General features: G+C 61.2%; 21 protein-coding genes. 13 read left to right on the top strand and 8 right to left on the bottom strand.

From position 1 onward, the window contains the following. Nucleotides 1-964: 964 nt before the first annotated feature. The 3 genes from BJL86_RS07930 to BJL86_RS07920 all read left to right on the top strand — a co-directional run bounded on the left by BJL86_RS07930 (nucleotide 965) and on the right by BJL86_RS07920 (nucleotide 4,318). A complete protein-coding gene (locus BJL86_RS07930) occupies nucleotides 965-1,666 on the top strand; it encodes a copper resistance CopC family protein (protein WP_075844909.1) in 702 nt (233 codons plus the stop codon). Nucleotides 1,667-1,916: 250 nt separating this feature from the next. Then, on the top strand, nucleotides 1,917-2,306 hold the full coding sequence (gene cmtR, locus BJL86_RS07925; RefSeq protein WP_075844908.1) for a Cd(II)/Pb(II)-sensing metalloregulatory transcriptional regulator CmtR: 390 nt from the start codon (nucleotides 1,917-1,919) through the stop codon (nucleotides 2,304-2,306). A gap of 29 nt (nucleotides 2,307-2,335) precedes the next feature. Continuing rightward, nucleotides 2,336-4,318 (top strand): heavy metal translocating P-type ATPase, encoded by a 1,983-nt coding sequence (locus BJL86_RS07920; protein WP_156515184.1) that lies wholly within the window; start codon nucleotides 2,336-2,338, stop codon nucleotides 4,316-4,318. 352 nt (nucleotides 4,319-4,670) lie between these two features. On the opposite strand, the gene BJL86_RS07915 is transcribed toward BJL86_RS07920, so the two are convergent. Beyond that, nucleotides 4,671-5,510 (bottom strand): alpha/beta fold hydrolase, encoded by an 840-nt coding sequence (locus BJL86_RS07915; RefSeq protein WP_257787305.1) that lies wholly within the window; start codon nucleotides 5,508-5,510, stop codon nucleotides 4,671-4,673. Nucleotides 5,511-5,563: 53 nt separating this feature from the next. Between BJL86_RS07915 and BJL86_RS07910 the strand changes: the two genes are divergently transcribed. From BJL86_RS07910 to BJL86_RS07900, 3 genes are all read left to right on the top strand, one after another. Beyond that, the gene (locus BJL86_RS07910; RefSeq protein WP_067471247.1) at nucleotides 5,564-6,001 is read left to right on the top strand and encodes a MarR family winged helix-turn-helix transcriptional regulator; all 438 of its coding nucleotides are present in this window, start codon (nucleotides 5,564-5,566) and stop codon (nucleotides 5,999-6,001) included. Between the two features lie 327 nt (nucleotides 6,002-6,328). Beyond that, nucleotides 6,329-6,976, top strand: a complete 648-nt coding sequence (locus BJL86_RS07905) for a DsbA family protein (protein ID WP_082908294.1) — start codon at nucleotides 6,329-6,331, stop codon at nucleotides 6,974-6,976. Beyond that, nucleotides 6,957-7,598: a vitamin K epoxide reductase family protein gene (locus BJL86_RS07900; protein ID WP_067471249.1), complete on the top strand. Its 642-nt coding sequence runs from the start codon at nucleotides 6,957-6,959 to the stop codon at nucleotides 7,596-7,598. The genes BJL86_RS07905 and BJL86_RS07900 overlap by 20 nt, the downstream gene beginning before the upstream one ends. 154 nt (nucleotides 7,599-7,752) lie before the next feature. On the opposite strand, the gene BJL86_RS07895 is transcribed toward BJL86_RS07900, so the two are convergent. The 4 genes from BJL86_RS07895 to BJL86_RS07880 all read right to left on the bottom strand — a co-directional run bounded on the left by BJL86_RS07895 (nucleotide 7,753) and on the right by BJL86_RS07880 (nucleotide 11,171). Then, entirely contained in the window at nucleotides 7,753-8,718 is a 966-nt protein-coding gene (locus BJL86_RS07895; protein ID WP_067471250.1) for a cation diffusion facilitator family transporter, read from the bottom strand. Further along, complete coding sequence (locus BJL86_RS07890; protein WP_075844906.1) at nucleotides 8,715-9,104, bottom strand: ArsR/SmtB family transcription factor; 390 nt, start codon at nucleotides 9,102-9,104, stop codon at nucleotides 8,715-8,717. The genes BJL86_RS07895 and BJL86_RS07890 overlap by 4 nt, the downstream gene beginning before the upstream one ends. 236 nt (nucleotides 9,105-9,340) lie before the next feature. Then, entirely contained in the window at nucleotides 9,341-10,081 is a 741-nt protein-coding gene (locus BJL86_RS07885; RefSeq protein WP_067471392.1) for a M23 family metallopeptidase, read from the bottom strand. Between the two features lie 646 nt (nucleotides 10,082-10,727). Continuing rightward, nucleotides 10,728-11,171, bottom strand: a complete 444-nt coding sequence (locus BJL86_RS07880) for a DUF2871 domain-containing protein (protein ID WP_067471252.1) — start codon at nucleotides 11,169-11,171, stop codon at nucleotides 10,728-10,730. Nucleotides 11,172-11,414: 243 nt separating this feature from the next. Here BJL86_RS07880 and BJL86_RS07875 point away from each other — a divergent pair, with 243 nt between their 5' ends. Next, entirely contained in the window at nucleotides 11,415-13,385 is a 1,971-nt protein-coding gene (locus BJL86_RS07875; protein ID WP_067471261.1) for an ABC1 kinase family protein, read from the top strand. Between the two features lie 80 nt (nucleotides 13,386-13,465). Here BJL86_RS07875 and BJL86_RS07870 read toward each other — a convergent pair whose 3' ends face one another. After that, nucleotides 13,466-14,698 carry a BCCT family transporter gene (locus BJL86_RS07870; protein WP_082908296.1) on the bottom strand — a complete coding sequence of 411 codons (1,233 nt, stop codon included), beginning with the start codon at nucleotides 14,696-14,698 and terminating at the stop codon, nucleotides 13,466-13,468. A gap of 573 nt (nucleotides 14,699-15,271) precedes the next feature. Here BJL86_RS07870 and BJL86_RS07865 point away from each other — a divergent pair. From BJL86_RS07865 to BJL86_RS07840, 6 genes are all read left to right on the top strand, one after another. Then, complete coding sequence (locus tag BJL86_RS07865; protein WP_067471265.1) at nucleotides 15,272-15,739, top strand: mycothiol transferase; 468 nt, start codon at nucleotides 15,272-15,274, stop codon at nucleotides 15,737-15,739. Nucleotides 15,740-15,846: 107 nt separating this feature from the next. Further along, on the top strand, nucleotides 15,847-16,350 hold the full coding sequence (locus tag BJL86_RS07860; RefSeq protein WP_067471266.1) for a DUF3995 domain-containing protein: 504 nt from the start codon (nucleotides 15,847-15,849) through the stop codon (nucleotides 16,348-16,350). A 211-nt stretch (nucleotides 16,351-16,561) separates the two neighbouring features. Beyond that, entirely contained in the window at nucleotides 16,562-17,614 is a 1,053-nt protein-coding gene (locus BJL86_RS07855) for a Dyp-type peroxidase (RefSeq protein WP_075844905.1), read from the top strand. 63 nt (nucleotides 17,615-17,677) lie between these two features. Beyond that, nucleotides 17,678-18,475 (top strand): family 1 encapsulin nanocompartment shell protein, encoded by a 798-nt coding sequence (locus BJL86_RS07850; RefSeq protein ID WP_067471271.1) that lies wholly within the window; start codon nucleotides 17,678-17,680, stop codon nucleotides 18,473-18,475. Between the two features lie 178 nt (nucleotides 18,476-18,653). Next, nucleotides 18,654-19,793 carry an LLM class flavin-dependent oxidoreductase gene (locus tag BJL86_RS07845; RefSeq protein WP_067471272.1) on the top strand — a complete coding sequence of 380 codons (1,140 nt, stop codon included), beginning with the start codon at nucleotides 18,654-18,656 and terminating at the stop codon, nucleotides 19,791-19,793. Next, nucleotides 19,793-20,455, top strand: coding sequence for an FMN reductase (locus tag BJL86_RS07840; protein ID WP_067471274.1), 663 nt, complete (start codon nucleotides 19,793-19,795; stop codon nucleotides 20,453-20,455). Before BJL86_RS07845 ends, BJL86_RS07840 begins: the two co-directional genes overlap by 1 nt. 88 nt (nucleotides 20,456-20,543) lie before the next feature. On the opposite strand, the gene BJL86_RS07835 is transcribed toward BJL86_RS07840, so the two are convergent. After that, a complete protein-coding gene (locus BJL86_RS07835) occupies nucleotides 20,544-20,861 on the bottom strand; it encodes a hypothetical protein (RefSeq protein ID WP_067471275.1) in 318 nt (105 codons plus the stop codon). 110 nt (nucleotides 20,862-20,971) lie between these two features. After that, nucleotides 20,972-22,288, bottom strand: coding sequence for a class I SAM-dependent methyltransferase (locus tag BJL86_RS07830; RefSeq protein ID WP_067471276.1), 1,317 nt, complete (start codon nucleotides 22,286-22,288; stop codon nucleotides 20,972-20,974). Between the last annotated feature and the right edge of the window lie 205 nt (nucleotides 22,289-22,493).

Below are 22,493 nucleotides of genomic sequence, written 5' to 3'. Positions count from 1 at the left end.
TCAAGTCGAGTTCTCTAGTCAAGAGTATCCACGGAGGGCCCAGGATTTAGCTCCATTCCTTTCCGACAGCTTCGCACATCACGGACCGTCGCGTAGGAGCTTTCTCAATTGACTGCCATTGCGCCACCCCGGTTCCGCAGCTATTTGAACAGGCTCGGCCTGCGACCCTGACGATTTCCCGCATGATTCTTGTACCAGTTGGGTGCAGCGACGAATAAACAAAAACGGTCCCTACTTTTGACCACGAGATCGTAGTTGTCCACCAGATTAGGGTCGGCGTAGGCAAAATAGAGGATTGACTCGATAGCCCAGCGTTTGGGCTACTTGCCATTCGGATTCGCACCTATCGCTTGTTTGGCCTTCCATCGCTCTACTTGTTCTCTGTATTCGAAGTTGCAAGCCTTGTCGTTGCGTCTATACGTGTCGCGGAGTTATCGCAACTGTTCTCTCAAGTAGGTCTTTTGGTTCTGGGTCCACTCAGACTAATTGATTCGCAAATAGTGAGGTTCTTCCGGAGTTGTTCTCCCCGCACGAGCTTCGCTGGCAAGTAAAGGATGCGAATGTAATCGTCGGTGTCCACGATAGATTCCTTGTAAAAAAGCGGCGCTGCCGCGCAAACCGAAAGTTGAAAATTTCTCCTGCGTAAACGCCGATGTTGAAGTCCCGTGCGCAGCGAATGCTGAAAATCAACAAGGTAACCCTAACACTTTATTTTCCATCGAATGACTCAGAACACTGGCAGTCGAACAATCGGGATTACTCGCGCCACCGCCGGATCCGGTGGACGCCTTAGATCAGAAGCCACCCCTTAACGCGGCGCCCTCATGCGACAGCGCTGTGCACATCTTCCACGCGCACTCCACATGGCCGAAGCACTGACTGGAATCGGCGAACAAGGGTCAATGCGCTCACATCACGTCGACCGTCCCGTTCCGAGTGTGTGGCTGCAGGCCATAATGAGTACATGCGTATATCCCCGGATCCATCCTCTGCCTGCCTCAAGCGGCGCCGAATCGCGGCTCCCGTCGCAGCACTCTTGCTCACCGCGGTCGCGGCCCCCTCCGTAACGACATTGCTCGTGACGCCCGCTGCCCAGGCACACTCCACAGTCGTCGCGAGCTCGCCCGGGCAGAACTCCACAGTGCAGACGCCACCGAAGGATGTCAGCATCACGTTCAACGAGGACATCTCGCCCGAATTCGTCAGGCTCACGGTGATGAAGGATGGGTCCGACAGGGCAAAGGGGGCACCGAAGGTGGAGGTCGCGAAGATGTCCGTGGAAGTTGGCGAGCTCGATCCCGCTAAATACACGGTGGGCTACCGCGTGGTGAGCGCCGACGGTCACCCGATCCAGGGTTCTTACGAATTCACGATCGCCGGGTCCGAATCCAGCTCCTCGAATGCGGGTTCCGCGCCCGGCGCGGGCTCTTCCACCGCGCAAAACGGCCAGGCCGGCGCGGAGACCTCGGCGGGAGAAAAGCCTGGTGGCGAGACCTCAAACGCGCAAACCGGAGAGACCGCCGAGAAGACGGACAGCTCCTCTCCGTGGCTCGCCTTCGTTATCTTCGGCGCGATCGCTCTGGTACTCATCGGCGGCTTGTATTTCTTTGCCCGCCAGTACAAGCGACTCCAGGAAAGCTCCGACTCGGACGAGAACTACGGATAGCGCCGGGGCAGGGATACCGAGGTAAACGAATCAGTTCCCGCCTACTATCGAATTCCCCCTCTGGAACATGATCGCCCGCCCGACATCCGGTAGGTACGGCTGAGACGGATGTCGGACCGACGCTCGGGACGAACAGCGAGACCAGCGCTCGCTTCAAAATTGCCTCTCGACGCTAGGAAATCCTCTCAGATACCACGCCAGGGTGGATCGCACCCTTCCAACTGTTCAGCAATCGATGTATAGTCACTGCATGCTGACTATTGCTTCACGGGTCGATGTCATGAATCGGTTGGGTCGAGCCATGGCAGATCCGACGCGTTCACGTATCTTGCTTTCCCTACTCTCGGAACCGGGCTATCCCGCGCAGCTCGCGCGGACTTTGGACTTATCACGAACCAACGTGTCGAATCACTTGGCTTGTCTGCGCGGGTGCGGGATCGTGGTTGCCGAGCCCGAGGGGCGTCAGACGCGGTATGAGATAGCTGATCCGCATCTCGCTTCAGCATTGACCGCGCTCGTCGACGTCACTCTTGCCGTCGACGAGCATCAACCGTGCGTTGATCCGGTGTGTGCGGTCCCGGGGTGTTGCGATTCAGTTGACGACAAGCTCGATGCGAGTCACTCGGAGGGTTCGCGGTGAGCCGGGAATGTTGCGGCCCCGACGAGCCGGTGGTTCCCGTCGCCGTCGATTCATGTTGTGGCTCACCCGAGCCCCTCCCTATCGATGACGGCGTCGATCTTGCTCCCTGGTGGCGCGATCGCGCATTGGCGTTGCCGGCCGCGTCAGGCGCCTTAGTGGCGATAGGGCTCGTGCTGGAATGGCGCGGGGTGGGCGTCGCCTCGGTGGTCATTTTTTCCCTTGCGCTTGTGGCGGGAGCGCGGACGTTCGTGCCCTCCACTCTCAAGCGATTGTTCACTGCCAAAGGCCGCGGCAGAATGGGCGTGGGCTTGTTGATGACAATCGCCGCGATTGGCGCGGTGCTTCTCGGGCATGTCGGCGAAGCGGCAGCTCTGGCATTCCTGTTCTCAATCGCTGAGGCGTTAGAAGATCGCGCCATGGATCGCGCCCGGCTGGGACTACGCTCACTTCTCTCGCTGATCCCCGAAACGGCACGGGTCCACCGATTCGGCGAAGAACAGTCCGTCTCGGCCGTCGATGTGAGGGCATCGGACATCCTCGTCGTTGGTGCCGGGGAGCGCGTCGCTACGGACGGAGTGGTGTCCAGGGGTCGCTCTTGGTTGGACACCTCTGCCATTACGGGCGAGTCGATCCCGGTCGAGGTCGGGCCCGGCGACGAGGTGATTGCCGGTTCCGTTAATGGGTCGGGCACCCTGCGTATCGAGGCAACGGCAGATGGAAAAGACAACTCGCTGACGCAAATCGTGCGTCTGGTCGAGCAAGCTCACGCGAACAAGGGTGAGCGAGCGAGGTTAGCTGACAGTATCGCCCGGCCACTTGTTCCCCTCGTACTTGTTGCGGCGACATTGATCGCCGCCTTCGGATTCGCCGTGGGCGATCCGGGCACATGGATTGAGCGCGCGCTCGTCGTCCTCGTGGCGGCTTCGCCGTGCGCGCTCGCTATCGCCGTGCCGGTCACGGTGATCTCTGCCATTGGATCGGCGTCCAAGCTCGGGGTTGTCATCAAGTCCGGCGCCGCGTTCGAACGACTTGGCACAATCCGAAAAGTCGCCTTCGACAAGACGGGCACCCTGACACGAAACCAGCCCGAGGTCGTCGAAACTCATTGCGCTAGCGGATACGACGAGTCCCAAGTCCTCTCTTTAGCGGCCGCGCTCGAGGCGAACAGCACCCACCCACTTGCACAAGCAATCATCACCTCTGCCAACGAACGACTGGAAGCTGTCGAGGTGCAAGAAAGTCCCGGGCTCGGGATCACAGGTCGGGTCGAGGGGCGAAGTGTCCGCGTCGGAAGCCCACGTTGGATCGATGCCCAAGGACTGTCCGAGAGTGTCGCGTCGCTGGCAGAACAGGGCATGAGTGTCATTGTGGTCGAGGTAGCGCACCGAGCGATCGGTGTGATCGGGATTCGCGACGAGCTGCGCCCCGAAGCAGCCGAGGCAATCGCCCACATTAATGCCCAGGGCATTTCAACCATGATGCTCACCGGCGACAACACCCGCACGGCCAAGGCAATCGCACATCGAGCCGGCGTTGACGAGGTTCATGCAGAACAACTCCCGGCCGACAAGACGAATCATATCCGGCATTCCGCAGCTCAGGTTCCCACTGTGATGATCGGCGATGGAATCAACGATGCTCCCGCATTGGCCACGGCGACAGTGGGCATCGCGATGGGCGTCACTGGTTCTGCCGCCGCGGTGGAATCTGCAGATGTCGCGTTCACCGGCCACGACCTGCGACTCATTCCTGACGCATTGGCGCATGCGCGTCGCGGCAGGTCGATCATGACGGGGAATATCGCTCTTGCTCTCGCCATCGTCGCTGTGTTGTTCCCTTTAGCGCTTTTCGGCGTTCTCGGCCTCACCTCGGTCGTCTTAGTTCATGAACTTGCCGAAGTAGTCATCATCCTCAACGGAATTCGCGCAGCCCGCCCACCGCGCCATTCTGGCCGACAGGTACCGACCGAGTCTTTGGCTTCTCCTCTCTCCCTAGAAGCGAGTCCCCGGTGAATCGCAATTTCAGACTCTCAATTGTGACGATCGACTTCGCAGAAAAGGCCCACATTGGCACGGACTGTAAGAACGACATAACGCCACAACGCTGCACCCCACGCAGCTTGAACAAGGAAATGGTAGCTCCGCGAAGACAGTCCCCACTTCTCAGAGGGAAGGGACGCGGTGTTCGTCGAATTCCTCGACTCCGATTGCGAGGAGCGCCTTGCCGATATCCGGCAATTGAAGAACTTCGCAAGGAATACTGCGCCCGTGTGACCTTCGTAGTTCGGCGCATGCCTTCGCATAAAAGCTCTACGCATGCCGCGTTAGCTATACACGGTGCAGATAACGCATGGCGGCGCGAACGTCACTCGCTTGCCGAACGCCAACGTTCCAACAAGCCTAAAAGGGCGTCGGTCGTTTCTTCTGGCCGAGTCAAGAGGCCAGCATGGCCCGCGTTTTCCACGGTCACAATCTCTGTACGCGAACCCAAGTGCCGCGCGACTGCAGAGGCTTCGTGAGCCGGAAACAGCGAGTCTTGGCCGAAATAGAGCAGTGATATTCGAACCGAGTCAGGAAATGGCGACCCAGTCGTTCCCCCAGAGTTCTTCCAGTCCAATGCGACCTGCGCCTGACCGATCTCACCATGAGGCTGTGCCCACTGATCTCCCTGGTGGGCCAGGAGTTCCCACCACTGCTTAATTGTCTCGGGATTGGTTAATTCGTCCCCGCCCAACGCGGTCATCAAAGTCATAAGGCGGCTGAAGTGCACGGGAACTTGACCCGCTTGTTTCGCGAACGCATTCTCTGCGTCAATGAAGCCATTGCGCACAATTCCATCGGCGCCGCCAGCACTTGCCATCAATACCGCTGCTGCGATCCTCTCCGGCCGGCGAAGAGCCATCCGCTCGAGCGTGAACCCTCCCAGAGAATAACCAATGCCGGTCACCTGCTCGATCTGTAAGTGATCAAGCAGGCTGATCGCATCGTCGGCCATGGCGTCAAGAGACCAAGGAAGCGGCGGACAGCCGGAGGGTCGCACACCCCTAGCAGCGAACCAAACAACTCGGTGCCCCTTGGAAAGCAACGCCTCGACCAGACCACAGAATTCCCACGCAATCATCGGCTCACCAGAACCTCCGAGTAGAAGTACCGGCGTGCCGGTACCTCGATCTTCGTAATGCACGTCGTGAGTCGGAAGCGACATAATAGGCATTCACCCACAATATACTTACCAATGGTAATTACCAAGGGGTTGACATGAACCGTGCCCAGACCTTTGACCTCCTGACCGTTATAGGGCTGCGACTCGCCGCCGCGGTCGATCTTGGCAGTGCCGCCCTCGGGCTCACAGCCGCCGAATCGCGCGCTGTTGTGTGCCTCCAAGAACACGGCCCTTCGCGCCCAAGCGTCGTCGCCGAGCGGCTCGAAATCTCGCGCCGACGAATGACGCAAGTCGCCAAAACGCTCGAAGGTAAGGGCCTCGCCGAGCTCATGCCTGAACCTGGCGATGGGAGAGCCAAACACCTAGCCTTAACCACCGACGGCGCAACTTTGGCAGACGAAGTGACCACAATGCGCGACCTCTGGGCACAGGAAATCCTCAAGGATATCCCCGAAAAAGAAGTCGCCCACCTGGGCGAATCCCTTTCTCGCATTCTTCAAACGCTGCCGCCCGCCGTCCATCAAGTCTCTTGACTCTTGGCACGCCTCGCAGCGGCACCGGCACCAGGACATACGGCCGCTGTACTGCACAAGGAGCGCGAGTCCTTCAGCCGCCCTACGAATCCAGCGTGGGCCCTGAAGTGGCTATGACGCGCGGTCGTCCCAACGTGGCTCCCCGTGACAGTTAGCCGCTTTCCCGCTACGTCACGAATTCATTGAGGCTTTCATGATTCTTGGTCGATTCCGAGTTGCGCCCTCGCGTCGCGCGGAGGACTCAGGCACTTCTGGTGCTGCTCATCAGGTGGTTGCAAGGGCATGTACCGTATCCTGGTCTTGTGGGCCCACGGAAGGCGTCGATCATTGAGTAAAAGTACAAAGCTCTCCTGTGCACTAATTATTGTCGCACTGGTGGTGCTCGTCGGCTTCTTCGTTTTCACCGGAAATGATGATGAGAACGGCGCGTCTGCGCCCGAGAGTGCCCCTAGCCAGGAGCTGCTAGTTCGAGAAGATAGCCCCATCCTGTCGGAGGGGACAGAAGCCACGTTCGTCGAGTTTCTAGACTTCGAATGTGAAGCCTGCATCGCCTTGTATCCCACGATCGAGCAGCTCCGCGAAAAGTACGGTGACAGGGTGCGTTTCGTGGTCCGCCATATGCCACTTCACGGCAACTCCGTCAGCGCGGCGCAGGCTGCAGAGGCCGCCGCGGAACAAGGCCAGTTCGAGGCCATGTATCAGCGCTTGTTTGAGTCCCCCGAGGAGTGGGGGCATCAAGAAACATCGCAGGAGGAGACGTTCTTCGGATACGCCGAGGAACTTGGTCTCGACATGGAACGATTCACGGTGGACTTCGAGGCTCCTGAGATTATTGAGCGAGTCGAACAAAGTCAGCAAGACGGCCAGGACCTCGGCGTTCAAGGAACGCCGACATTCTTCCTCGACGGTGAGCGCCTCGCACCAGAAACGACCGCCGACTTGGAGAATAGTCTCAATGCGGCACTCGACGAGTGACGTTCGCCGTGCCGAGACCGGAACTGTCGAGAACTCGGCAGAGAGTCGAAGGCTGGCCGTAGTCCTTCTGATCGGCGGAGCTATCGGCCTCGCGATGGCGGTGACACTGTTGGTAGAGAAGATCGCGCTCATTGAGAACCCCGACTACGTCCCGAGCTGTTCGATCAATCCGGTCCTTTCGTGTGGATCTGTGATGTCCACGCCCCAGGCTGAGGCGTTCGGCATTCCCAACCCGGTCCTTGGTGTTGCTGGATTCGCTACTGTGGCCACAATTGGCGCGGCACTATTGGCCGGTGCGAGGTTCGCAAGCTGGTTCTGGGTCCTATCCCAGTTCGGAGTGACCTTCGCGGTCATTTTCGTTCACTGGCTCATCTACCAAAGTCTGTATGTCATCGGGGCGCTCTGCCCGTACTGCATAGTGGTGTGGGCCGTGACCATCCCGATTTTCCTTTACACCACGACGCACACGCTGCGGCTTGTTCAACAGAGCTCGGCCGGTGAAGAACATCGACTTATTCGAGGGCTCACCGAGTACCGGGGTGCAATTATCACCAGCTGGTTTCTGGCCATCGCTGCCTTGATCGCCGTGCGCTTTTGGAGCTACTGGAGCTCACTCATTTGAGCACGGCCTCAAGATCTGAGAATACGACCGCGTGTCGGATGCACCGTCGCGAATCGCGCGTTCTGTCTTTCGACAAATGGCCAGGGGTGGTGTGGAAGGGTTCCCGTTTTCCTTCGTAACCTTGGCGATGATTCGGCCGGGGAACCGATGTCAGCTATTCGTGGAGTACTGTCGCGCTCTCCGAGGCGTGGGTCTTCGCCGTTTCGAGTTGAAACGTGGCGTGTTCAATCTCCGCCCCGTTTACGTCGTCGAGGCATCTGCGTGCGTTTTCAAGAATGTCAGGCGCATGCCCAGAGTTAAAGCACTCTTCGTGAATCACCAAGTGCGCAGTCAAGATCGGGAGCCCTGTGCCGATGGTGGATGCGTGGACGTCGTGCACGCCGGTGACGTGCTCGAGTCGAAGTAGGCGCGCGCGAACCTCGTCGAGGTCGAGATCGCGCGGGGTAAATTCCATGAGTACGCGCAGCGATTCACGCATGATCCGGAACGCCCGCGGTGCGATGAGCGCGGCGATGAACAGCCCCGCGAGCGCGTCTGCCTGCTGGAATCCGGTGGTCCAGATGAGGATAGCTGCGATGATTACGCCGATCGATCCCAGCGCATCGTTGAGCACTTCGAGGAATGCGGCTTTCATATTCATATTGGAGTTGCGCCCACCCAGCAAAACAGCCATGGCGACGATGTTCGCGATCAGGCCAATGACGCCGAAGATCAGTAACTCGGTCGACGGCACCTCCGGCGGATCGAATAATCGAGTAATACCTTCGAACGCCGTGTAGGTGCCGACGACCAGCAACAATGTCGCTTGCCCGAGTGCGGCCACAATCTCGATACGCGCGAAGCCCCAGGTGCGTTTACTGCTCGGGGGGCGCATCATCATCGTGGCCGCGATGAGCGCCACGAGCAGGCCGGAGGCGTCGACCAGCGCGTGCGCCGTGTCTGTGAGTAAAGCGAGGCTGCCGGTGACGGCGGCGCCTACTGCTTGCGCGATTACGATGAGGGCCGTAATTGCAAAAGCAATCGCCAAGCGGCGGCGTGCTCCAGGGTTCGCGGTCGGCGAGGCGTGATCGTGCCCATGGCCGTGGGATTGCCCTGCACCGTGGTTGTGTCCAATGCTCATGACAGCTCCGTTTCAGGTAGACCTGCGGAGTGGTCATGTGACTGATGTTCCCGGAGCGACAGCGCGATTCCAGAATGAACCAGCAGGGATTCGGCGGAGGAAATAAGTGCCGCCAAGCGAGGCGCGTCCGCGATCGAGAACCACGACGCCCGACCTTCGACACGAACCGAAACGAGACCACATTCTCGCAGGCAAGCGAGATGTTTACTCACCGTGGATTGTGCGAGGTGCAAATGTTCAACGATGTCGCGTACGCGGTGCTCGCCGCGCGAGAGGTGCTCAAGCACCGCGAGCCTCGTTGGTTCAGACAAGGCATGAAATACTGCCGCGAGCGCGTCGCTCGCTTCTGCGAGGCGAGAAATATCGCCGATATCATCGTTTCTCATACGGCGATTATATCGCCATATGGCGATTAATCAAGATATTTGGCGCCTCGTCTTGAGGGGAGGATTAATGCCCACGAACTAGTGGCAACCAGGCGGGGCGAGGAACGCGGCGCGAGCCAACTGGAGACGGCCTGCCAAAAGCAAGGGGAGGACCCGTGCCTGATTTCTCAGAGGTTCCTCCCCAGCGGACAAGTTGGCATCTTAAGAAAGCGCCAACTACAAAGCCGCTCCCTCAATTAGACAATGACGCCGTTTCGCGCGAGCCACGGAACGGGGTCGGTCCAGTTACCGCTAGCGTCTTGGACTCCGAAGTGCAGGTGAGGTCCAGTCGAATCGCCCCGGTTTCCCACCGTGCCAATTACGTCGCCGGCTTGTACACGCTGCCCTTTCTGGACAAAGTTCTCATTGTTGTGGCCGTATTCGAGTAGTTCGCCCTCATCGGTCCGAATGCGAATCCATAATCCGTAGCCCGATGCAGGTCCAGCTTCCTCGATCACGCCCGATTTTGCGGCATACAGTGGAGTGCCAATCGGCGCTCCAAAGTCGGTGCCATTGGTGAAGGTGCCCCACCGCGGGCCAAAGCTGGACGTCACGGCGCCCACAGTCGGTGCGTGGGCCGCGCCGCCTGGTAAGGCTGCCCCGAACGAGCCGAGATCAACCCCGGCCACATCGGCATATTCGCCGTACTGATCGACGACCGGAGCCAGCTGGTCACCCAAGCCGTCATTTACAACTTGGGTCGCGAGCTGCTGAATTTGGTCATTGGCCGGTAATTCGCTTGACTGGGCCGAGGCGAGGGGGGCGGCGGCGATTGCCGCTCCACCAGCGATAGCGGCACCGGCGACGATTCCTGCAGTTGTGCGACCGCGACCAGCGGCCGCACCTTTGGCATGTCGACGCGCACTACCGACGTGGCTAGCCCCCCCTACGCGTGCGACAAGTTCAGTGACGGTGACAGCGTTCGGATTGTGGTTCATCCTCATCCTTCGGATTGACATCCTGGCGCCGCGAAATGCGGCACAGACAGAGAACCTAACAGAACGGTATCCGAAAAGTCACGATCCAATAGAGGAATCGGCAACGCTCAACTCAGCGACTCAGGCGCTCCAGACCGATCTAACAGCGCAAAGGCCCGGAGCAAAGCGAGCGCCGCCGCGCAAGTCTTACAAAACCCACGGGCACTTCTTCGGGCAATTGTTGTCAAACCAAATTGTTCGACATTTCAACATTGCCCCGGACAGGTTCGACGTTTCCCTTGGGCGGCATTATCGATAATTCGGTGTCGCGTCAGGATCGTAACTCACGAGTAGCTATGTTGACCCCCGACACCCGGCCTGAATGCGCGTCGTATGGGAGAGCGGGTACTGGCAGATCTACCGACGTGCAAGTGCCGAATATGCACTGAACGAATATGCACTGTTACCAGTAAACCGTTCGTTGGTTCCCTCGTCCGCCGGCTACGCACGCATCGTGAGAAGCCCTAGGGCGAAACATGACTCCTCTATCCCCCTCATCAACGTCCTCGCCGACTACAACCAGCGCGCCCCGCCGAGCCCTTAGGCTCCGCGGGGCGCGTAAGACGTCAGTCCCAACTCTTCGTGCCGGTTAACGGACCACGCTGAGCTACGAGGCGGACACCTTCTGCGGCATTGTGGACTCTGACTTGACCGCCTTGCCGAGAACGAGGAAGAAAATAACGAGCGCAATCGTCAGCAGGATGTGCCCGAGCCCGGCAATGCCGGAAATCGCCGGCGAAACTTCTTCCGTCCCCATCACCGTCATCGTGCCGTGGACGAACAACATGCCCACGGTGAGGACAATTCCGGCATTGTAGAGCCAGAAGAACCAGTCGAACAGCTTCGATCGCGAAAGGCCGAAAGACTTCTCCAGTGCCAGGACTACGAGCATGACCAGCAGTCCCAAGGCGAATAGATGCGTGTGGACGACGCTCAGTTGGGTGAACCCGTCCTCCGGGAAGTCTTGAGCCTTGGTCAGCTCGCGGTAATAGAGCCCACCGAGCAACCCGAGAATAGTGTACGTGAATGCCGCGTAGTAGAGACGACGCATGACTTTCCTTTCGACGTGTGTCCTTGGGCCTTCTCGGCCCGATAACTCCATTCTCGACACGTTCGCATTGCCCGACATCAACCGAAAGAAGGAGGAAGCATCGGCCAATTCGCCGGAAAATCTGAGTCTGCCCGCCGTCATGAATAGCTAGGCTGAAGGGACAATGCGTATACGTTCCCCCTATTCCCCGCCGCTCGCCTGGCCGTCCCAGGAATGCCCTACCGTCCGAAGGGAGGTCGCGGCGTGAGTTTCGGAATAGTCACCAACGTCGTGCTCGTTTCGGTCGCGACATTGCTGCTTCTGGCGTTTATCATCGTGGCCTCGCGGCGAATCCTCGGTGCGGACCTGGGCATCGGAAGAATTCTTTTTGCCGGTGTGCTCGGCCTGGGCGCCGAGCTCGGGTTCGAGTCCCAGGTCGTGTGGCCGTCGGACTCCTCTAATTTCGCGCTCATTCCCGTCCAGTTCGGGATTCTCGTGCTTGTCACGATTGCGATTCTCGTACTACTCGAGATCGTCGTCCCGCAAGGTCGGGTGCCGGCCGTCCACCAATGGGGCAAAATACTTCGCCAAACGCTTTCGCGCGGACGCCGCTATACCCAGCTCATGCGGATTGTCTCGCGCAACGGCCTCATCCCATTCCGCATCGACAACGGTAAGGGCCTCGAGGCCGAGCGTAAGCGGATCGAGCAGGCTGCGAATCTGCGCGCCGCGTGCGAGCAGGCCGGCGGCGCATTCATCAAGTTCGGCCAGCTCCTGTCGACTCGCAGCGACCTACTCCCCGACGCCTACCTCACCGAGTTGAGCCTGCTCCAGCAGGAAATTCCACCAACTCCGTGGGAGGAGATCTCCGCCGTCCTCGACGAGGAACTGCCCGCACCCGTCGGCGACATTTTCGCCTCCATCGACCACTCTCCTGTCGCCACCGCTTCGATCGGTCAGGTCCACATTGCAACGCTTGCCTCCGGCGAAAAGGTGGCAGTCAAGGTGCAGCGTCCCGGCATTGTCCCGCTCATCGAGCGGGACTCAGACATCGCCATGCGACTGTCGCGACGGCTCGAGGGATCCTCCGAGTGGGCTCGCGACGTTGGTGTCTCAGAAGTCGTGTCGAGCATGACGGCGAGCCTCCGCGAGGAAACGGACTTCCGGGTCGAGGCGTCCAACCTACGAGCGATGGAGTCGGCGCAGAATCGTCACAAGCCGGCCGATCGCATCAGGGTCCCCCACTGCTATCGAGAGTGGTGCACAAAGCGTGTGCTCGTCATGGAGTTCATGGAGGGCAATACCGTGAGCCGGCCGTCCGCGCTCGATTCTCTTGACGCAGACACACGGAAGACGATCGCGGAGACGGTATTTCGCTCGCTCCTCCTGCAGATCCTCGAGGACGGCGTCTTCCACTCGGATCTCCACCCGGGCAACGTCATCATCACCCCGGACGGCTCCCCCGCACTTCTCGATCTGGGATCCGTTGGCCGTATCGATTCCGAGACGCGGCACCGGCTTGCGGATGTCTTTCTCGCCGTCTCCCGTCGCAATTCGCGCGCGTTCGCCGATTCAGTGCTGGCGTTCGTCGAGATTCCCCCGGGCGTCAACGAAGTCGAGCTTCGAAAGGAAATCGGCGCCTTCATGGCGCACCACCTGGCCCCCGGGTCGAGCATGGATCCATCGGCGTTGTCCGAGATCTTCACGATTTTGAGTCTTCACGGCATCGCTCTTCCGGCCGAACTCATGTCCGCGCTGCGCGCGATGGGCGCAGCCGAGGGCACCCTGCTCAAACTCGATCCCTCATTCAACCTCCTCGATAGCGCAACCGAGTTCGGCTCGGCGACGATGAGGTTCCGCCTCGAACCGAAGTCGGTGAAGGAGTCGGTGGAAAACGAGGTCATCGAATCTCTACCTTTATTGCACGGCCTCGTGCAGCGTGCCGATACCGTGACCCGAGCGCTCGCCGAGGACCGCTTCTCCATCGGGGTCAGGGCGATGGCGGACGAACACGACCGACGCGTGTATCGCGAGTTCCTCCACTTCGCCGCGATCACTTTTCTCGCCGGCGTGTTCGGCATCATGGCGGTACTACTTTTGGTGAGCTCGACTGGGCCGAAGGTCACTGAGACGCTCACGCTCTTCCAGCTCTTCGGGTTTATTCTCATTCCCGTGTCCGGAACCCTGACCTTCCGCGTTCTATTCGACGTGTTCAGCAGCAGACGACGGCACTAGCGACAAAGAATGGTGCCCGAGTAGCTTGACCTCCAGCTACCCGGGCACCAGTTCGTTTCCGTTTCGAAGTGCGGCTTCGCCTATGACGTCGCAGGTCCCTCATCCGTGTCTTCCGGGGCAACCGACGGATCCTGTTCCAGCGGCGAGGGCTCGACCTCGGCGAGTTCCGCCTCCGTCGTCTGCATGACGAAAGGCTCGCCCTCGTGAGCGCGGATCGCCGTCGTCACGGAGCTATCGAGCACCGCCTTCGCAAGGTCCTCGCGAATCACCAGCGGATCGCGAGAAAGGTCCTTCCAGATGCTCACGCACAGCATGCTCAATACGATGACGAACGGCACCGACGACACGATCGTGATGTTCTTCAGCCCCTCGAGGGCCTCATCGGGCTGGTCCCCACCCGCGAGCAAGATCGCAGCCGCGACGGCACCGGTGGACACACCCCAGAATATGACGTTGAACTTCGAGGGTTCCTCGGCCCCGTTCTCCGAAAGCGACCCCATGACGATTGACGCAGAATCCGCACCGGTGACGAAGAAGATCGCGATGAGCACCACCGTGATGACGGTGACGATCGTGAGGATGATGCTCGGCAATCCGAGGTGTCCGAGCATGTCGAACAGGACGGTGTCGAAGTTGATGTCCGCACCTTGCTCCCCGAGCTGCGCGAGCATGCCGCCCGAATCCCGTGCCTGCTCCGCGCGCTCCTGAAGCCCGATCGCTCCGCCACCGAACACCGCGAACCAGACGAGCGAGATCACCGAAGGCACAAGGAGTACGCCCGTGATGAACTGGCGGACGGTGCGACCACGAGAGATTCGCGCGATGAATAGGCCGACGAAGGGGGTCCACGAGACCCACCATGCCCAGTAGAAAACGGTCCAGGTGGACATCCACTCGACGAGCGCCTGGTCGTCGCCGGCCGGCGTGCGGGAAGCCATCGCGGGCAGCATGTCTATGAACGAGCCGACGCTGCGCGGGATGACATTGAGGATGAACAGCGTAGGTCCGCCGACGAAGACGAGCACCGCGAGCAACACGGCCAGCACCATGTTGATGTTCGACAGCCACTGGATGCCGCGCTCGATGCCCGAAACGGCGGACGCGACAAAGCACGCGGTGAGCACCGCGATGATGAGAATGAGCAGACTCGAGCCGACGTTCTCTGCGAACCCGCCGGCGACGATGCCGCCACCGATCTGCAAGGCGCCGAGTCCCAGTGAACATGCCGAGCCGAAGAGTGTGGCGATGATTGCGAGGATGTTGATGGCCTTACCGGCGACGCCGTTGACGGCGCGGCGGCCGCTATGCCGAATACGAGCTTGTCCAGATGCGGACTAGATTCTCCCGGTTTTCGATCGGCCGACTTCTGGTAGGCCCGCAGCAAGTGCGTTGTCTTGTCGTTGGGTGACATCTCTTCATTTCTCCTTGAGCGGCCAAGAGCCGTTGCGCCCCCGGGCGAGTCGTGCTCGACGCATCAAATCCGTGCCGCTGCCCGCTGGATAGAACGCTTGCGTAACCAGAAGGCTGTTGGTGACGTGAGGGCCTTGGTCGCGACCGATTCCGTCATCGAACGATTGAGCTTTATAGAACCTTACGATTACCTGGGTCTCATTAATTTCGAAGGGGCAATTTTCGTTCCGGGAAGTACCGACCCCTTCATCACTCAGTCTTCACTTCGACGAGTCGTCTCCCGTTTTCACAGCGCTGACCTGGCCGGAATGTCGAAGCGTAAGAACGCCCGAGGATCAGCCCGACCACAGGCGACTACTGCCTCTCCCTGGGGATTCGCTAAGAGGCGTTCGGCTTTTTGAGAACGCCCGACGTCATGATCGTGTGTTCCGGATTTGCGACGCGCCGATGTGCACTGCGCCGTGCATAATCGGTGCATGCATGCCGACGCGACGACCGCTCAACTATCAATTGCCGACGAATTGCTCGACGGGTATGCCGACGCGTTGCACACCCTTGATGACGACTCGGTGAACCGCTCTCCCGTGCCCGGCACCGTGAACACGGCATTCGCACTCGTGAAGCACGTGCACGGGATGAGCCGGTTCTGGGGCGGGTCGGTAATTTCTGGCCTTTCCTTCCCGCGCGACAGGGCAGCGGAGTTCCGAGCCTCGGGAACTGTCGCCGAGGCGTTGAGCCTTGTGGAAGACGTACGTTCGGAACTTCCGACCTGGGCCGATAACGCGATGCGCCACGGCGTCCTTGACTCCTCCGCGAAAGGTACGAGCCGCACGGATGTCGCCGACGCCGGGCCCGAGTGGATACTTGCGCACATTATCCGCGAGCTGTCCCAGCACCTCGGACACCTCGAGGTATGCCGCGACATCGTGGTCGCCGGAAACTAGCCCCACTCCCCGTCCCGGCAGAAAGGCCCGATTTCGGAAGGAACCCTGATACCGAATGGGGAGCTTCCCCGATGTGCACTCCAGAACCGAGTGGAAATATCGCAAGCATGACGATTCAGAATGTGGGCGCTGACGGCGGCACCGCCCCAAAGCCTGTCAATGCGGCGCGTGGCGGCGCACCATCTCTACTCATCGCCACGTTCGTCGGGCTCGTCCATGCGGGAGTCACTTTCTACTGGGCTTCGGGCGGGCAGTTCCTTCTAAGCACTGTGAGCGACCGTGCGACCTCCATATTTGACGGAAACGAGCAGTGGCTTTATCCCGTAGGCGCAATCAAGGCGCTTTTCGCACTACTCCCCCTGCTTTACCTACTCATGCGGCGAAAGTTGAAGAAGGCTCGTGTCGTTCTCGGGATAGGCGCGCTCGTGCTCATCTTGTGGGGCGGCATCAATACCGTCACCGCAAATCTCAACTTCTTCGGAGTCCTCGAATCCGGCGTTGGTGGCAACGAGCTGATCGGCCACGCATTCGTCTGGGATCCCCTCTTCTTCGTCTGGGGCATGGCGGTCGTGGTGTTCCTCGTCTCCACTCGGAAGTTGAAGGATGCCTGACGGCGTACTTTCCGGGGAATAGTGCACTCCTACCTCGCGTTGCACGAGGCATGGGCCACTCTCCCCCGCGATAAATGCTGTGGCGCTTGCCCGTCGACTTTGGCGAGCCTGCACTGAGCTCGATCACACGAAACGGGTGACGGGAGAATGAGGCGCGGGAATCCGCGTAAGCTGTAGTGAGAATCTTTCGAACGAAAAGAGGGATGTAGCTGTGCCAACGCAACAGATTGTTGCACCGCCCGCACGGGCCGCGATGTTTCTGGTTTTCACCGTGAACGAAGGCTCTGAGGACGAGGTCCGGGACTTCCTCTCCGACGTGCCCGGTCTCACCCGGACGGTGTCCTTCCGCGCAACGGGACCGAACCCGTCGAAGGACATTCTCACCGTGGTCGGACTGGGCGCGGAGATGTGGGACCGGCTTTTCGCTGCCGACCGTCCCCGCTACCTGCACACCTTCGATCCGATCTACGGCGATAAGCACACCGCGCCGTCGACGCCCGGGGATCTGCTCATCCATCTGCGCGCTCCGCAAATGGATCTGTGCTTCGAGCTCGCACGAATCATGACCGACAAGCTCGCCGGCCACGTGACCGTCGTCGACGAGGTGCATGGCTTCACGTACTTCGACAACCGTGACCTGCTCGGTTTCGTCGACGGGACGGAGAACCCCGAAGGCAATGACGCCGACGAGGCAGTGCACGACAATGCCGACACCGAGCTCTACAACGGCGGCTCGTACGTCATCGTGCAGAAGTACACCCACGACATGCAGTCCTGGAATGCCATCAGCACCGAAGAGCAGGAACGCGTGATCGGGCGCACCAAACTGGATGACGTCGAGTTGGACGACGACGTCAAGCCGACAAATTCACATGTCGCTCTCAACGATGTGTCCGACGAGGACGGCAACGATCTCGACATCTTCCGCACGAACATGCCGTTCGGATCGATCGGCTCGGAGGAGTTTGGCACCTACTTCATCGGATATGCCGCCGACCCGTCCATCACCGAGCAAATGCTCGACAATATGTTCCTCGGCAATCCCGTCGGCAACTACGATCGCATCCTCGACTTCTCGACTGCGATCACCGGAACATTGTTCTACGTCCCATCGGTCGGCCTTCTCGAGGAAATCGACTCACTCGCCACCGGCTCCCCGGCCGGCCAGCAGAACGATGCACAAGCAAACGAGTCCGCCGCCGCGCCCTCGGACGAGCCCGCCGTTACCGCCGACGGCAGCCTGGGAATCGGAAGTCTCAAATAGTTTCGGCGATTCGTCGCCGCCATATCGAAAATTCGTAAACCACTACTTTCCAAAGGAACGAAAATGAGCAATCTCTACCGCGATCTCGCACCCATTACTCCCGAAGCATGGGACGAAATCGAAGAAGAAGCCCGCCGCACCTTCAAGCGCAATATCGCCGGCCGCCGAATCGTCGACATGCCCGAGGCCAAGGGACTTGAGTTCTCCTCCCTCGGCACCGGCCACGTAACTCGCATCGACTCCGGCGTCGAGGGAGTCGAGACGCGCCGCCGCGAAGCACTGCCCGTGTTCGAGCTGCGCGTACCGTTCACGGTCACCCGCGAGGCTATCGACGATGTCGAGCGCGGGTCGGCCGATTCGGACTGGCAGCCCGTCAAGGACGCTGCCGAGCGCATCGCGCTGGCCGAGGACAACGCCGTTCTCTACGGCTCGGACACGCTCGGAATCAAGGGCATCGCGATGTCCTCGTCACACAAGCCGGTCGATCTGCCCACCGAAATCCGCGAGGTCCCTGCAGCGGTCGCCAAAGCGCTGAGCACGCTCCGTCTGGACGGTGTCGCCGGACCTTACGATCTGGTCCTCTCCGCAGATCTCTACACTCAGGTCCTCGAGACAACCGACCACGGCTACCCCGTGCACGAGCACATCGGCCGGGTCCTCAAGGACGGCGACATCAAGTGGGCCCCGGCCCTTGAGGGCGCGCTCCTCGTGTCCACTCGCGGCGGCGACTTCGAGTTGCACATCGGCCAGGACCTCTCCATCGGCTACCACTCCCACAACGAAGAAGAGGTCAACCTGTACTTACAGGAAACCTTCGCATTCCGCGTCCCGGGCGACGAGGCAGCCGTCCGCTTGAGCTAACACGCTCCGCAGCACACGAAGAACGCCGCGGACACCTCCTAAGTGGCGAGGTGTCCGCGGCACTTTTTTATCCACCGGCCGATCAGATACCGGCACCACGAAAGGCTTTACGGAATAACTCCGGGCGTAGTACGTTTACATTAGGTGACACATCAACAACTAGAGCGAGGAGCGCACCATGCAGTTCGGAATCTTCACGATCGGGGACGTCACAACCGACCCCACCAACGGCACGACGCCCACGGAGCATGAGCGAATCCAAGCCATGACCGACTACGCGCTCAAGGCGGAGGAGGTCGGGCTCGACGTTTTTGCGACCGGCGAGCATCACAACCCGCCGTTCGTGCCGGGCTCGCCCACAACCCACCTCGGCTACATCGCCGCGAAGACGAAGAATCTCCAGCTGACCACCTCCACCACGCTGATCACCACCAACGACCCGGTGAAGATTGCCGAGGACTTTTCCTTCCTGCAGCATCTCGCCGGCGGCCGCGTCGACCTCATGATGGGTCGCGGAAACACCGGCCCGGTATACCCGTGGTTCGGGAAGGACATCCGCAAGGGCATCCCGCTGGCCGTCGAGAATTATCACCTGCTCCGGAAGCTGTGGCGCGAGGAGGTCGTCAACTGGGAGGGCGAATTCCGGACTCCGCTGCGTGGATTCACGCTCGCGCCGCGGCCGCTGGACGATACTCCCCCGTTCGTCTGGCACGGTTCGATCCGTTCGCCGGAGATCGCCGAGCAGGCCGCCTATTACGGGGACGGCTTCTTCCACAACAACATCTTCTGGAACTTCGAACACACCGCGCAGATGGTCAACCTCTACCGCCGCCGCTTCGAGCACTACGGGCACGGCGCGGCCAACCAGGCCACCGTCGGCCTCGGCGGCCAGGTCTTCATGGGCGGCTCCGAGTCAGAGGCGAAGAAGCAGTTCCGCCCCTACTTCGACAACGCGCCGGTGTACGGACACGGCCCAAGTCTCGAGGAATTCACGAAGATGACCCCGCTGACGGTGGGCACGCCGGAACAGGTCATCGAGCGCACCCTGACATTCGCCGATTGGGTCGGCGACTACCAGCGCCAGCTCTTCCTCGTCGATCACGCCGGTCTCCCCCGCGACGTCGTGCTCGAGCAGATCGAAGTCCTCGGCAAAGAGGTCGTGCCCGTGCTGCGCAAGGAGTTCGAGGCGCGCCGCCCGGCGGACGTCCCCTCGGACCCGCCCACGCACGCAAGCCTCGTCGCCGAGGGACCGAATTCGCCTTACCACCTCGTCGAGCCCGCGAAGGCTCGGATGGAAGCACAGGAGGCTCGTTCCTAATGCGCAAGATCGTCGTCATCTCCGCGGGTCTGTCCACACCGTCCTCGACGCGGCTACTCGCCGATCAGATCTCCGACAGCGTGCGCAGACAGATCACCGCACGCGGCGAGGCCGTCGACTTTACATTTGTCGAGCTCCGCGATCTCGCCGGGGATCTCGCCCAGGCGATGCAGACCGGCGCGATGCCCAACCAGATGCTCGACGAGGTCAAGAATGCGCTGAGCGAGGCCGACGCGCTCGTGGCGGTCTCGCCCGTGTTCGCGGCGAGCTACAGTGGACTGTTCAAGATGTTTTTCGACCTGCTCGATCCCGACGCGCTCACGGGCATGCCGACACCCATCGCGGCAACGGCGGGCACGCCTCGCCACTCGCTCGTCCTCGACTACGCGATGCGCCCGCTGCTGACCTACTTCCGCGCGAACGTCGTGCCCACCGGCGTGTTCGCCGCGACGGAGGACTTCGGCGGTGCCGAGGGCAAGTACCTGGAGGGCCGGATACAGCGCGCGGCCACCGAGCTCTCCTCGCTCGTGGTGAGCGAGTCAGGTGCCGTAGAGGGTTTCACCGCCGCCGAGACCACGGCGCCGCGGCGCACCTCGGGTAAGTCCATCGACACGGGGTTCACCCCGTTCGAGAGCCTGCTCAAGGGCCATTCGGGCGACTGATTCCTGCCCGCCACCAATAGACCCAACTGATGACGTCGGGCGTCCCGGATATCCGGGACGCTCGACGTCATCTGCGTGTGGTTACTTTTTAGTTCTTCGAGTCGACCAGAGCGTAGGACAGGCCCGAGGTGGCGGCGGTGACCGCCGCGATCGCGGGCCAAGCCCCAATCTTCTTCGCCAGCGGGTGGGAGGCGCCGAAGGCACCGATGTAGGTGCCTCCCAGGACCGCGGTGGTGGCCGGGCCGGAGGTTTCCTTCCACGTGCGTCCCGCGTAGATACCGGCGGCAGCGAGAACGACCCCGCCGAGCGGGCGAATGCCGGTCTCGCGCGCCACGAGATAGCCACCGACGAGACCGAAGGCGGACACCGCCGCCGACGAGACCTTGCGCGCGTTGTTCAATTCCATCGAACTCTCCCCTAGCGAAAAACGACTGTGCCGGGCGGCCTCCGCCGCCTGCTTCAGCCTAGCCGCAGGCGCCGCCGACACAATCCGGGAGGCCGTCTTGCCGACGGGCGCTACCGCTGGGTACGCCGTGGTTCGCGACTGGCCAGGAGCTGCCAGGCATCGACCCATCCGCTGCGGTACGACGCTTCCATGGCGGCCAGATGCAGCTGCCACATGCGGCGGAATACCGGATCGAATCCCTGTGCGGCGGCGTCGCGGCCACGGATGGTGAAGTTCTCTCGCCACAGCCGCGCGGTGTGGGCGGCGTGTTCGCCGAATTCCATTCGGCCGCGGAGCCGGAGCTCGGGATGGTGGGAGAAGGCCTCTTTGAGGTCCGACCGCAGCGGTATCGCGGTTCGTTCGTCGACGTAGCGCCGCCTCCAGGATGTGAGCTCGGAAATCTCGTGTTCATGGGAGTCGGATCCGACGTCCACCTGCAGGGCGAGGCGTCCGCCGTCATCCAGAAGCGCGGAGGAGCGCTCGGCGACGACCGCTATTCCTTCGCGGGTGGCTGCGTGCGGTTCGGCGATGACGATCGCGTCCGCCATGCCGCCGAGCGATTCGAATTCGCCTAGGCTGAGCGAGACGGCGTGGGACTGCCCAGCCGCCTGCACGCGGGCGCCGACGACGTGGAGCCGGTCGATCGACTCGGTCACGGTCCGCACCTGTGCGCCCCGCTCGGCGGCGCGCAGCGGCAGTTCGCCCCACCCCGGCGGCGCGACGATGACACGGCTGTCCTCCCCCACTCCCGAGATGCTGAGCAAGAGCTCGTGCGCCCGGCGCTGGGCGTCGCCGAGGTCGAGGCGGTGCGGTGAATTAGTCGGCGCGCTTACTCGCACCACCGTCCGCCCACGGCGGTCGTGGCTCTGGTTGCGTGCGCCGGAGGCGAACAGGGCGGCGCTGGTCGCCATGGTCGCGTCGGTGTACAGGGCCACGAGGTCGCCGGGGATGCCCATCTCCAGATCGGAGTTCTTCGCGCCCTGCTGCGCGCGCCGACGGCCCTGTCTTTCAGCCTTATGACGTCGGGCACTCTCCAACTCCGGGTGGCGTGCGAGCCACGGCACCAGGGCCGACAGGACCGTCGGCAGGTCTCCCGACACCCATTCGCCGGCCATGTACGACTCGAAGACGCCGGCCGTGGCACCGGAGGCGAGTCGAGTAAAGAATTCCTCCGGCGAACGCAGCACGATCGAGATGGGAGCGTCCAAGGAGCCGATTGACGAATCGTCGGGGAATTCGACACGCAGGCCCATTTCGGGGATCGCCGCGCGAAAGGCGTCCCGGATCTCTCGGACGGTGCTGCTGCGCACGCCGCCGTGATCGCGCTCCGGCGGGGCGAGCTCGGGCCACCGGGTGTGATCTACGCTTGAGGCCTCTACGCGCGCCATAAATTGCCTTCCTCCAGGTCGGTAATACCACCTGCCGCCGAACACTTGAGGCTGTGCCGTGTGAGGCGAGATTACCTGCGGGGGTGGAGGATTCCGGGAAGGCACGACGCGATAGTCGCGAACCGCCGGTGATGAGTTCGTGGTGCACCGGAACGCAAGCCGAAACCGTGTGATCTAGAGTTGTTAACGGCCGCCTACCTACCCG

Source organism: Dietzia timorensis, assembly GCF_001659785.1.
Taxonomy (GTDB): Bacteria; Actinomycetota; Actinomycetes; order Mycobacteriales; family Mycobacteriaceae; genus Dietzia; species Dietzia timorensis.
The sequence above is the reverse complement of the archived record's forward strand: the minus strand, read 5'-3'. Positions and strand labels throughout refer to the sequence as shown.